The 12,720-nt window shown below is 73.5% G+C and carries 9 protein-coding genes; 7 read left to right on the plus strand and 2 right to left on the minus strand.

What is annotated here, in order from left to right; genetic code table 11:
- The first annotated feature begins 42 nt into the window (after window positions 1–42).
- From J7E86_RS04885 to J7E86_RS04905, 5 genes are all read left to right on the plus strand, one after another.
- On the plus strand, window positions 43–1,008 hold the full coding sequence (locus J7E86_RS04885) for a TIGR03557 family F420-dependent LLM class oxidoreductase (RefSeq protein WP_215080103.1): 966 nt from the start codon (window positions 43–45) through the stop codon (window positions 1,006–1,008).
- Window positions 1,008–1,736 carry an HAD family hydrolase gene (locus J7E86_RS04890; protein ID WP_215080105.1) on the plus strand — a complete coding sequence of 243 codons (729 nt, stop codon included), beginning with the start codon at window positions 1,008–1,010 and terminating at the stop codon, window positions 1,734–1,736. The genes J7E86_RS04885 and J7E86_RS04890 overlap by 1 nt, the downstream gene beginning before the upstream one ends.
- Window positions 1,733–2,380 (plus strand): endonuclease, encoded by a 648-nt coding sequence (locus tag J7E86_RS04895; protein ID WP_215080107.1) that lies wholly within the window; start codon window positions 1,733–1,735, stop codon window positions 2,378–2,380. Before J7E86_RS04890 ends, J7E86_RS04895 begins: the two co-directional genes overlap by 4 nt.
- A gap of 143 nt (window positions 2,381–2,523) precedes the next feature.
- A complete protein-coding gene (locus J7E86_RS04900) occupies window positions 2,524–2,682 on the plus strand; it encodes a CsbD family protein (RefSeq protein ID WP_215080109.1) in 159 nt (52 codons plus the stop codon).
- A gap of 54 nt (window positions 2,683–2,736) precedes the next feature.
- A complete protein-coding gene (locus J7E86_RS04905; RefSeq protein WP_215080111.1) occupies window positions 2,737–3,060 on the plus strand; it encodes a plasmid stabilization protein in 324 nt (107 codons plus the stop codon).
- A 50-nt stretch (window positions 3,061–3,110) separates the two neighbouring features.
- On the opposite strand, the gene J7E86_RS04910 is transcribed toward J7E86_RS04905, so the two are convergent.
- Window positions 3,111–3,614, minus strand: a complete 504-nt coding sequence (locus J7E86_RS04910) for a DUF6328 family protein (protein ID WP_215080113.1) — start codon at window positions 3,612–3,614, stop codon at window positions 3,111–3,113.
- Between the two features lie 168 nt (window positions 3,615–3,782).
- Between J7E86_RS04910 and J7E86_RS04915 the strand changes: the two genes are divergently transcribed.
- Window positions 3,783–7,415 carry a hypothetical protein gene (locus J7E86_RS04915; protein ID WP_215080115.1) on the plus strand — a complete coding sequence of 1,211 codons (3,633 nt, stop codon included), beginning with the start codon at window positions 3,783–3,785 and terminating at the stop codon, window positions 7,413–7,415.
- Window positions 7,416–7,418: 3 nt separating this feature from the next.
- Complete coding sequence (locus J7E86_RS04920) at window positions 7,419–11,633, plus strand: hypothetical protein (protein ID WP_215080117.1); 4,215 nt, start codon at window positions 7,419–7,421, stop codon at window positions 11,631–11,633.
- Between the two features lie 36 nt (window positions 11,634–11,669).
- Here the strand turns inward: J7E86_RS04920 and dhaK are convergent, their stop codons facing one another.
- Window positions 11,670–12,662: a dihydroxyacetone kinase subunit DhaK gene (gene dhaK, locus J7E86_RS04925; RefSeq protein WP_215080119.1), complete on the minus strand. Its 993-nt coding sequence runs from the start codon at window positions 12,660–12,662 to the stop codon at window positions 11,670–11,672.
- Between the last annotated feature and the right edge of the window lie 58 nt (window positions 12,663–12,720).

Raw genomic sequence — 12,720 nt, forward strand, 5'->3', positions numbered from 1 at the left:
AACCGCGGGTTTCCGCGCGGCAAGGCAGGGAACCCGGGCGTTATGGTGCAAATCGGCTACACGATGATGACCGAACAGGCGGCCCCCCGGGACCTGGTCGAGCACGTGGTGGGCGCGGAGGAAGCGGGCTTCGACTTCTCCGTGATCTCCGACCACTACTTCCCGTGGCTGGCGTCCCAGGGGCACGCCCCGAACGCGTGGGCCGTGCTGGGCGCGGCCGCGCAGGCCACCTCGCGGATCCCGCTGATGACGTTCGTCACCTGCCCGACCACCCGCTACCACCCGGCCGTGGTCGCCCAGCAGGCCGCCACCGTCCAGCTGCTGTCCGAGGGCCGCTTCCGCCTGGGGCTCGGCTCGGGCGAGAACCTCAACGAGCACGTGGTCGGCGGGGGATGGCCCTCCGCCGCCGTCCGGCTGGAGAAGCTCGAAGAGGCCGTGGGCATCATCCGGGCCCTCTTCGAGGGGCGGACCCTCACCCACCACGGCACGCACTACGACGTCGAGCACGCCAAGCTGTGGGACCTGCCCGACCAGGCCCCGCCCATCGGCATCGCCGTCTCCGGCGACGTCTCCTGCCGGATCGCCGGGCACCACGCCGACCTGGTGATCGCCACCGAGCCCCGCAGGGAACTGCTGGAGGCGTTCGACCGGCACGGCGGCGCGGGCAAGCCCCGCGTCGGCCAGCTGCCCGTCTCCTACGACCCCGACCGCGACGCGGCACTCGACCGGGCCCACGACCAGTTCCGCTGGTCCGGACTGGGCTGGCCGGTCAACTCCGAACTGCCGCACGACGGCGCCTTCCGGTCGGCGACCGAGTCCGTCACCAAGGACGAGATCGCCGAGGCCATCCCCTGCGGCGCCAAGACGGACGACTTCGTCGAGGCGGTACGGGCGTTCACCGACGCCGGATTCACCGAGGTCGCCCTCGTCCAGATCGGCGGGGACCAGCAGGCACCCTTCCTGGACTGGGCGTCCCGCGAACTCCTGCCGGCGCTGCGCGAGCTGTGATGACCGCCCACGACGGTCCGCCCGGCGCGGCCGCCCCGCGCGCCGCCGTCTTCGACGTGGACGGCACCCTGGTCGACACCAACTACCTGCACGCCGTGACCTGGTGGGAAGCATTCCATCAGGCCGGCCACCGGGTCGCGATGACGGACGTCCACCACACCGTGGGCATGGGATCGGAGCGGCTGATCGAGCGGCTGCTGGGCGAGGACCGCGACCGGGAGCGGGACGAGGAGATCAGCGCGGCCCACTCGACGCTCTACGCCACCTGGTTCGACCGCCTCACCGCCCTCGACGGAGCCGCCGACCTGCTGCGCGCCCTCGCCGGCCGCGACTGGCGGATCGTCCTGGCCACCTCGGCCAAGGGTACCGAACTCACCGCGCTGCGCCGGGCGATCGACGCCGACGACGCCATCCGCGACGCCACCAGCGCCGACGACGTCGGCTCCAGCAAGCCCGCCCCCGACCCCGTACGGCAGGCCCTGGAGCAGGCCGGGGTGCCGCCGGAGCGCGCGCTGTTCGTCGGGGACACCGTCTGGGACGTCCAGGCGGCCGGCCGGGCCGGCGTCGGCTGCGTCGCCCTGCTCTCCGGCGGCATCGGGCAGGCGGAGCTGGAGGCGGCCGGTGCCGTCGCCGTCTACCGGGATCCCGCCGCGCTCCTGGCGGACCTGGACGGCAGCCCCTTCGGCAGGATGGAGAGGGACCTCTCCCGGGAGGCGGGCGAACGGTGAACCGGGAAGAACGGGAGACGGTGCGGGCGCTGCTGCGCGCGCACGGACGGACGTACGCCGAGGAGGCCGGCATCCGGCTGCGCGACACCCCGCAGCCCCTCTACCAGCTCCTGGTCCTGGCGACCCTGCTCAGTGCCCGCATCCGCGCCTCGGTCGCCGTCGCCGCGGCCCGCGCCCTCTTCGCGGCCGGCCTGCGCGACCCGCGGCGGATGGCGGAGGCCACCTGGCAGCAGCGGGTGGACGCGCTCGGCGAGGGCGGCTACCGGCGCTACGACGAGCGCACGGCCACCCAGCTCGGCGACGGTGCCGAGCTGGTGCGCGAGCGGTACGGCGGTGACCTGCGGCGGATGCGCGGCGCGGCGGACGGCGACCGCGACCGGCTGCGCGAGGAACTGCGGCAGGTGCCGGGGATCGGTCCTGCCGGAGCCGACATCTTCCTGCGGGAGGCCCAGGGCGTCTGGCCGGACCTGCGGCCCTGCCTCGACGCGAAGGCGCTCCAGGGAGCCGGGCGGCTCGGCCTGCCCACGGAGCCCGGCGCCCTGGCCCGGCTGGTGAAGGGCGAGGAGACGGCCGCGTTCGCGGCCGCGCTCGTGCGGGCGGCACTGGACAAGAGCGTGGCCGAGGAGGTGCGCGGCCAGGGCTGACGTGCGGTTGCGGGCCCTGGGCGCCGGTCGCAGGGTGGGTTCCGGAATGACTTATTCCGCGCAGCGCGACGGCGGATGCGTGACGACACGACCGACTCCACGAGAGACGGCACGACTGACCCCACGAAGAGAGGACACACGTCATGGCGAAGGGCAAGGCCAAGCAGGTCAAGGGAAAGCTCAAGGAAACCGCCGGCCGGGCCGCCGGCGACAAGCGCACGGAGGCCGAGGGCCGCGCCGAGAAGGTGCAGGGCAAGGCCGACGAGGCCGTGACGAAGGCCAAGGAGAAGTTCAAGCGCTGAGCGGCCGGCCGCCACGACGGACGAGGCCGACACGACAGACAAGGACCGACAACGATGCCCCGAGGCTCCAGCCCCAAACGGGAGCGACAGTACGAGCACATCAAGGAGAGCGCCGAGGAGCGCGGCGCGAGCGACAAGCGTGCCAAGGAGATCGCGGCCCGCACGGTGAACAAGGAGCGGGCGCGCTCGGGTGAGTCGCGCACCGCGAGCAAGACCTCCACCCAGGACATGTCCTCCTCCGAACGCGGCGGACAGCGCTCCCACACCGGGTCCAAGGGACCCACCTACGACCAGCTCTACTCGGAGGCCCAGCGCCGCAACGTCGAAGGCCGCTCGTCGATGAACAAGGACCAGCTCAAGCGCGCCCTCGGGCGCTGACCCCGGGGCCCGCCCCGGACCACGTCCGGGGCGGCCCGGCGCCCGCCCGTTCAGCCTCGACGGACGCGGACGAGCGCCCACACCGGCAGCGCGAACCAGCACAGGACGAACCAGCCGCCCAGCCCGGCGACGACGTACGTCACGGCGGAGCCGCCCAGCGCGACCCGCAGCACCAGCAGCATCGCCGCCATCAGCGTGCTCAGCAGCAGGAGCAGCCCGAGCAGCGTCAGGGCCGACGCCCAGGCCACGGTCTGCGGCTTGAGCCGGTGCCCGGTCAGGAGACGGTGGAGCGACACCGGGCCGATGAGGGCCGCGGTCGTCGCGGCGCCCAGCACCACCGTGATGACGTAGATGTCCTTGTCGGTGTCCGGCAGCGCGGCGAAACGCGGAGTGAAGACCACGGTCAGCAGGAAGCCGAGCAGGATCTGCACGCCCGTCTGCGCGACCCGGAGCTCCTGCAGCAGTTCGCCCCACCGCCGGTCGGCCCGCTCCTCCAGCGACTCGTGGCGCCCCCACTCGTTCAGACCCTCGGAGTCCTTGTCCGGCATTGCCATCTCCGCTCTCGCCGGTGCCACACCGCGGGGCACGTTCCCCTGGTCTACGGGCGGTCCACCCGTGGTGCACCGCGTACCCGCTCGCGCGGAGCGGTATGACCCGTTCGGGTTAACTGGCGGTGCTCCGTTCGGGGTAGGTGGGGAGTGACACCACGCGGGGGGCGCGACATGAGCACACCCACACCGGTCCGCGTACTGCGGAGCACCGATCTGCTCGATCTCACCTTCGTTTTCCTCGGCCTGAGACTCACCGACGGCCCGCTGCCCAGACGACTGGTCCGGGCGGACCCGGCGGCGGACGGCCTGCTGGTCGTCACCTTCGGACCGCAGCACGTCCTGGAGCGCGCCTTCGACGAGGTACGGCCGACCGAACCACGGGACCTCCCGGTCGAGTCCCTGATCAGCGGCAGAAGTGTGCTGGTCTTCGAGGTGGGCGCACAGGACTCGATCCCCTACGACGAGAGCGGGCTGCTCGGCGCCATGCGCCGGCTCCCCCTGCGCGTTGTGGACGCCGCCCGCGAGCCGGCCCCGCCCGCTCCCGCCGTCATCCGGCTGCCCGGCCCGCCCGGCACGCAGGACTCCGACGGCGCGGACGCCTACGCCCGGGCCTCCGCCCTGCTGCGGCTGCTCCGCACCACCGCCGAACTGACCGCCCGCTACGGCCTGGAGACCACGCTGGCCGCCGCCGAGGCGGCCGGCGCGGTGATCGAGGCGGGTCCGCCGGGCACCGCCGCCGACGCCGTCCGCGGCGGCCCCCAGGACCCGCTGGCCGACCCCGCCCACCCCCGCACCGGCATCGAACTGCCCTACCGCCTCTCGCTGTCCCCCTCCCAGAAGGCACGCTGGAACCACCGCGACGACGCACTCCCCGAGCCACCGCCGGACGAGCGCGTCGAGCTCTGGCACACCAGGTCGGACGCCACCGCCGTCCGCGCCGTGTGGAACCGGGACCGCGACCCCGCCTCCGGCGAACCGCCCTTCCCCGCCTCGCTCGCTCCCGCTTTCCGTACGGCGATCGTCGACCTGACCTCCGGCGAGGGCCTGCGCACGCCCGCCGGCGAGCCCTTCGAACCGTCGCCGGTCACGGTGGACAACCTCATGCTGTCGGCCGTCGGCGGCTGGCTGGACAGCCTCGGCAGCTGGCCCGTCCGGCCCGCGGGCGTCACCCTCTCCGAGTGGCGGCACCGCGCGGCGATGGGCCGCGACCACTACGTCCGCGTGATGTTCTCCGGTTTCCTGTGCCCCTTCGGGCACCGGGCGGACCTGGTCCAGGTCACCGAGCGGAAGTTCACCGACCCGCGCGCCGCCTTCCTCCTCAAGCGGCTCTACATCGTGGTCCGCCGGCCGGTCCGGACCTACGACCCGGCCCGCGTCCTGCCGGCCGACCCCGCCGACCCCACCAGCGATCTGACGAACATGCTGTTCCCCTTCACCACCGTCCGCCTCGACACGTTGGTGACACCCAACCTGACCAACCAGCCGGACCACCCCGACGACTGCGAGTTCATCCCCGCCACGGCGACCGAGACGCCCTTCCGGTTCAAGGCCACCGCCGTCGACCACGAGGGACGGATCGTCGAGTTCCGCACGCCGCTGCTCTTCCTCACCGAGAACCGCGGCTCCGGAACCGGGCTCGCCGAGATCGTGAAGAAGTACAACCGCCTCGCCCCCCTGCCCGCCCGGGCGGTCTCCGAGGGGGCACCGGAGCCGCCCGTCGAGGCCAGCGCCGCCCTGCTCGGACAGTCCGTCGCGCTCGCCCCCGCCGGCAAACCGGGCGACACCAGCGTCGACGTGGCGCACCTGGTGTGGGGCGTGGCGGCGCCCCCGGGCCTGGCCCAGCAGGACCCGGCGAAGCCGAACCCGGGCGAGGCCCTGTTCCTCCCTCAGGTCCGCTGGGCGAATGTCGGCGTGCCCGCCGTCAGCAGGCTCGGCGGCAGCGGTGCCGACGCCACCGTCGCCGTCGGCTACGCCAAGCGCTATGCCCTGTCCGGCTTCAGCAAGGTGACCGAAGGCGCCCGCACCGCGAACGCGGGTGAGATCTTCCTCGGCCTGCTCCCGCAGAACCCGCTGTCGATGGACTTCGGGGGACACAGCGACCGCTCCGGCGGACTGGTGGCCCCCAGCTTCGACGTCGCGGCCCTCTCCCGGGCGACGGGACCGGTCGCGGCCAAGGGCGCCGAGGAGCTGGAGAAGGTCGCGAGCGGGCTCTTCGACCCCAAGGACTTCTTCCGGGCCCTGGGCGCCAACCTGCTGGGCATCGTGCCGCTGACCGAGCTGATCAAGGCGGCCCGGCTGGACCAGCCCCTGAAGGTCCCGACCATCTTCACCGAGACCATCACCGCCGTCACCGGTTTCCTCTCCGACCTGCGCCGCGTCCGCGAGCAGATCGAGCGCGAGGCCGACCGCTATCCGCCCGCCGCCCGCCGGGTCGTGGACACCGCGCGGACCCTCGTCGAGACCGTCGCCGCGTTCCTGGCCCAGGGGCTCGCCAACGAGCCCGGCCCGCTGACCATGGGCGACGTCGACCACGCCTTCGACGCCTTCGCGGCGGCCCTCACGAGCCTCCTGAACGCCCTCCCGCCGGACGCCGACGCGGGCGTACGCGCGCTGCTCGTACGCGTCGAGCAGCAGGTCGCGACCTGGACCGCGGGAGCCGGCGAGGCCCTCGCGCTCCGGCAGGCCGTCGAACGGGCCGCCAAGGGCGCCAAGCTGCCCGAGACGGTCAACGCCCGGATGGAATGGAACCCCGAGATCCAGGCATGGGGACCCGGCGACACACCGGTGTTCGTCCCCGACCCGCGCCTGGGCCGCCTCTCCCTCGTCGTCGACCTGCGCGGATCGCTGCGCTCCGACCTGTCCGCCGGCGCCGACATCACCTGCACCCTGGAGAAGTTCAAGCTCGTCCTGGTGCCCGGCTTCGAGGCGATGGAGCTCGAATTCGAGCGCATCCGCTTCACCGCCCGCGCCGGCAAGAAGCTGGATGTCGACGTCGTCTTCAAGGGCGTACGGTTCACCGGCCCGCTGAGCTTCGTCGAGACGCTGCGCCGGCTCATCCCCATCGACGGATTCAGCGACCCGCCCGGCATCCAGGTCACCGGCAGCGGCATCACCGCCTCCTACGGGCTGCCCCTGCCGAACCTCGCGATCGGCGTGTTCAGCCTGGAGAACCTCCGCCTGGACGCCGCGCTCGACCTGCCCTTCGTCGGCCGCGCCATGGAGGTCCGCTTCTCCTTCTGCACCCGGCAGGCGCCCTTCCGGCTGACCGTCTCCATGCTCGGCGGCGGCGGCTTCTTCGGGATCGTGCTGACCCCGCAGCGCGTGGCCGTCCTGGAGGCGGCGCTGGAGTTCGGGGCCGCCCTGTCGATGAACTTCGGGGTCGCCTCCGGGAGCCTGTCGGTCATGGCCGGCATCTATTTCCGGCTGGAGATCGACACCGGCGAGTCCCGCCTCACCGGCTACCTGCGGGCCCGCGGCGAGGTCGACGTCCTCGGCATCGTCTCCGCCTCCATCGAGCTCTACCTCGAACTGACCTACGACATCGGCAGTCGCACCGTCTTCGGCAAGGCCAGGCTCACCATCAGCATCCACATCGGCTTCTGGTCGCAGTCGGTCACGATCGAATGCGAGAAGCGGTTCCTGGGATCCGGCTCCACCCTTTCGGCCCCGCTCGCCGGCCCGGCCGCGGACGGCGTCCGCCCGCCCACCTTCGCCGAGATGATGGCGCCCTACACCGACCCCGTCACCGGCGCCCGGCGCGATCCCGTCGACGAATACTGCACCGCTTTCGCGGAAGTGAGCTGAGCCATGCCCGAGGCGATCCGCTGGACCGTACTGCCCGACGGGGTGACCGCCGACGGCCGGCTCAGGCTGACCGTCCTGGTCAGCCCCCGCCTGACCGGGGCGAACCGGCTCGACGCCTTCGCCGGCTTCCGCGAGTGGCCCGTGACCCTGGGCCGCTACCTCCCGGCCCTCCAGGTGGAGTTCCTCTCGCCCACCGGCATGAGGACCACGGTGCCCACCACGCCGCAGCCGGACCGCTATCCGCCTCCCGACATCACCGTGTGGAAGGCGCTCTTCCCGCCGGACACCAAGGTGCACGACCCGACGTCCCTCACCGCGGGCGTCCTGACCCGCGGCGCACCGCCCGTCCTGCGCTCCTTCCCCGGCCAGGCCGTCCACCAGCAGATCGGCGCCCTCTACGAGACCGCCGTCACCACCACCGCCCGCGACCGCGCCTTCCCCGGCGGCGAAGGGGACCGCGCCGACAGCGCCCGGACGACGGCCGTGACGCCCCGCTGGGACCACCCCGACCTGGACGACCTCCTCACCCCCCTCACCGGCCCCATCCGCACCCTCGCCCGTGCCGTCGAGAAGGCCTACCCCCTCCTCGACCGGCTCCTCACCGGCGGCACCGGCGACGGCTCGGCGACCGCCGAACCGTCCGCGGACCTCTTCCGCCCCCGGCACATGCGGCGGAACGAGGAGCCGTACCGCACCGGCGGCCCCATGCTGTACTTCGCCGAGCTGTACCGCTTCTACGACCGCCCGCCGGCCCCCGCGACCCCCGGCGCCGCCGAGCCGCCGCCGCCCGCACGACCCGACCTCGACTTCCACACGGCCTGCTCCCTGCTCGCCGACTACCCCGAACTGCTGCGCCGCTTCGGCTTGGCGGCCGACCTGCTGGTCACCCCGCCGCCGGGCCTGGCCGACCAGTGGCAGGCACGCGTGACCTTCACCGCCGCCCAGGCCCACCTCAACCTCGACGAGGCCCTGCGCCCCTGGACGGTCCTGCGCCACGTCGCCGGCCGCCGCTTCGAGCCGTACGCGGACGACGACGGACCCCACGGCCGCCGGATGCTGGGCCTGGCCGGCCCGGACGTGCGCGTCACCGACCTCGACGTGGACGGTGCGGCGATGAAGTATGTCGAGTTCGCCCGCGTCATCGAGCAGGCGCTGGCCGCGCTCACCGACCCGGCGGGCTCCGTCGCACCGGACCACACCGCCCTGCCGGCCCTGCACGGCGCCGGCCTGACCGTGCTCCACGAAGCCCACGACGGCGCCCTCGCCCAGCAGATGGAGGACGACGCCCGGCACGTGGCCGGCGTCGGCCCCGACGGCTCCGCGCGCCCCGCGGCCGTGCTGGACGCCTCCCACCTGATCCGCGGCTACCGCGTCGACGTCGGCACGGTCGACGACGCGACGGGCCGGGTGACCGCCTGGCACCCGCTGTGCGCCCGCACCGGCACCTACGCCATCAGACGCCCCGGGCAGCCGCCCGTACCGCTCACCGCCGGCCCCGACGAGGGCCACGTCAAGGCGAGCACGGTCACGCACGACAAGGCCGCGCCCGACGATGTGCTGTACGTCCACCAGGCGCTGTTCGGCTGGCACGGCTGGTCGCTGGCCGCCCCGCCGCCCGGCCGGACGATCGGCGCCGACAACCGGCCGCGGGTGCCCGACCCCGAGGTCTCGGCGGAGTTCCCCCTGGACGCCGACTTCCGGCCGACGCCCGGCACGCTTCCCGCCTTGCGCTACGGGCGCACGTACCGGCTGCGCGCCCGCCTCGTCGACCTCGCCGGCAACAGCCCGGGCCCCGCCGCGGACACCCCCGAGGGCAGGGCGACGCCCCCGGTGACGTACGGGCGCTGGGAGCCGGTACCACCTCCCGTGCTCGTACCGAAATGGCCGTTCCTGGAAGGCGAGTCGGAGCCCCGGATGGTCATCCGCTCCACCGTCGACGACCAGGGCCGCCCGATGACACCGGACGAATGGGCCCGGGAACGCAACCGCGACACCCCCGACCACGAGAGCCGCTCACCCGTCGACGGGCTCGACCGGCGCTACCGGCCCTACGACGAGCGGCACGTCTCACCGCCGAAGTCCGCGCTCCAGATGGCCGAACAGCACGGCGTGTACGACGCCGTCTTCGGGCCCGGAAAACCGGACAGAGTGCGCCGCAGATTCTTCGCGGACGCGGCGCGCGAGGACGGCAGCTATCTCGACACGGTCGTACGCCTCGCGGAGAACCCGCAGCTCAGCCACGACCTCAAGGCGGCCCGGCAGATCCGCGTGGCCAAGCACAACGTCCACGACACCGAACCGCTCACCGAACTGCCCGTGCCGCGCGGCAACGGCCTCAAGCCCGGCGAGTACGTCATCCACACCGCCGACCAGTTGCTGCTGCCCTACCTGCCCGACGTCCTCGCCCGCGGACTCTCGCTGCGTGGACTGCCGGGCGCGGACCCGAACGAGACCTTCGACTTCCCCGGCCCCTGGCCCCAGGCCACACCGCTCCGGCTGAAGACCGTCGAGGGGGAGGGCCGGCCGCGGTGGGGCGGGCCGCTCAGCCGCGAACTCACCGTCTTCCTGCCCAAGGCCGAGTTCGCGACGGTCAGGCTGAGCTGCCGCGTCCACGCGGACGACCTCGACCTCTTCCGCAACTGGGGCCTGCTCACCGGCTCCCCGCTCTGGAACGACCCGGCGACCGGACTGCCGCCGGAGAAGCGGGCCGAGCTGACGGCGGCGTCCGCCGACGGCGAGAACTGGATGCTCACCCCATGGACCGAACTCACCCTGGTGCACGCCGTGGAGCGGCCGCTGGAGGCGCCCAAGCTGGGCGAGCTGCGGTTCCCGCGCACGGCCGAGCAGACCTTCACCGATGTCACCGGGCGCGTACGGGCACACTCCCGCAGCACCGGCCGGATCGACATCGACGCGACCTGGACGGAGTGGCTGGACGACGTCACCGAGCCGGCGCCCCGGCGGGTCACCGGGCACGCCCACGTCGGCGAGGTCACCGTCGAGCGGGGCCGGGACGACCTCCCTCTGCTCGACATCCGGCACGAGTTCCGTGACACCCGGCACCGCGACGTCACCTACACCCCGACCGCGACGACCCGGTTCCGGGAGTACTTCCACCCGACGATCACCGACCGGCCCGAGCTGATCACCCGGCCCGGGCCGCCCAGCACGGGGGAGACGGGCGGCGGCTGGCCCATTCCCAGCACCCGCCGGCCCGAACCGCCCGCCGTGGGCCATCTGGTGCCGACATTCCGCTGGGAGCGGTCCGTCGACCACGCCGCGCACCGCGTCACCCGGACCCGCCGGCACGCGGGCCTGCGGGTGTACCTGCGGCGCCCCTGGTTCTCCTCCGGCGACGACGAACTCCTCGCGGTCGTCCTGGACCCCGGCCGGGTCACCGACCCGCGACCGCCCGACGAGCTCGTCACCCGCTGCGGCGTCGACCCCGTATGGGCGGACGCCACCGTACTGCCCCGGCTGACCGCGGAGATGTTCCCCGGCGCCCGGCTCACCGTCGCCGACGTGGTGCTGGCGGAGCCGGTCGCCGGAACGGTCGCGGCGGCGAAGATCGTGGCGTACGCGCCCGAGTTCGACGCACGGCAGGGACTGTGGTTCTGCGACATCGACGTGGACCTCGGCGACACCGCCGCGACCGCCTACTTCCCCTACCTGCGGCTGGCCCTCGCCCGCTACCAGCCGCACTCCGTCGCCCCGCTCCACCTGTCCAAGGTCGTCACGGCGGAGTTCGCCCAGCTGATGCCCGACCGCACGATCGACGCCACCATGACGGCCGACGGGCTCTTCCACATCGAGCTCGGCGGGCCGGTGGCCCTCAACGCGCTCGGCCGGCGGGTCGGCCCCGGACAGCCGGGCATGGCGGCGAGCCGTCACGTCGTCGCCTCGGTGCAGCGGCTCGCCCTGGGCGGCGGAGACCTGGACTGGGTCACCACCGGCGCCGTGGGCGAACTCACCTGCGCCCCGCGCGGCACCGGGTTCGTCTGGTCCGGCGACCTCGCCCCGCCGCCCCCGCAACTGCCCGTGCTCTTCCGCCACCGGCTCGTCATCGAGGAGTACGAGACCTACCTCACCGACCGGTCCACGGCCACCGGCACGGTGACCGCGGGCGGTACGGCGCTCCCGGTGAGCCGCAGACTGATCCACGCGGACCGCTTCGCCCTCACGACCACGCCACTGGGACGGATCGTCCTCCAGGAGTGACGCCGAGGGATGCCGGGCGGTGCGCCGGGCCGGCGGTCAGCGTCCCCAGCGGAGCCCGGCGGTCTGCACCGGCGCGTCCCACAGCCGCAGCAGCTCGTCGTCGACCTGGCACAGCGTCACCGAGGCTCCCGCCATGTCGAGCGAGGTGACGTAATTGCCGACGAGCGTCCGCGCGACCGTCACCCCGCGCTCGCGCAGCACCCGGTGGACCTCCGAGGTGAACCCGTACAGCTCCAGCAGCGGCGTCGCCCCCGCGCCGTTGACCAGCGCCAGCACCGGCCCGCTCGGACGCAGATCGCCCAGGACCGCGTCCACGGCGTAGTCCGCGATCCCGGCCGACGTCATCATCGCCCGCCGCTCCCGGCCGGGCTCGCCGTGGATGCCCACGCCCAGCTCCAGCTCACCGGCCGGTAGGTCGAAGGTGGGACCGCCCTTGGCGGGCGTCGTACAGGCGGCGAGCGCCACGCCGAAGCTGCGCGAGGACTCGTTCACCCGCCGTGCGACCGCCTCCACCCGATCCAGCGGAGCGCCCTCCTCGGCCAGCGCACCCGCGATCTTCTCCACGAACAGGGTGGCACCGGTGCCGCGCCGGCCCGCCGTGTACAGGCTGTCGGTCACGGCGACGTCGTCGTTGACGAGCACGCTGGCGACCTGGATGCCCTCGTCCTCGGCCAGCTCGGCGGCCATGTTGAAGTTCAGCACGTCACCGGTGTAGTTCTTCACGATGAACAGCACGCCCGCACCGCTGTCCACGGCGGCGGCCGCCCGCACCATCTGATCGGGCACGGGCGAGGTGAACACCTCCCCGGGGCAGGCCGCGTCCAGCATCCCCGCCCCCACGAACCCCCCGTGCAACGGCTCATGCCCGGACCCGCCACCCGACACCAGCCCCACCTTGCCCGTCACGGGGGCGTCCCGCCGCATCACGACGCGCCGTTCGACATCGACGGCCAGCTCGGGATGGGCGACGGCCATGCCCCGCAGGGCGTCGTCGACGACGGACTCGGGGGTGTTGACGAGCATCTTCATACGGGGCTCCGGGAGTGTCGAGGGGGCCAGGGCCGGTCCGGTGTCTGCGGGCCTCGGG

The organism is Streptomyces sp. ISL-11 (assembly GCF_018614525.1).
Taxonomy (GTDB): domain Bacteria; phylum Actinomycetota; class Actinomycetes; order Streptomycetales; family Streptomycetaceae; genus Streptomyces.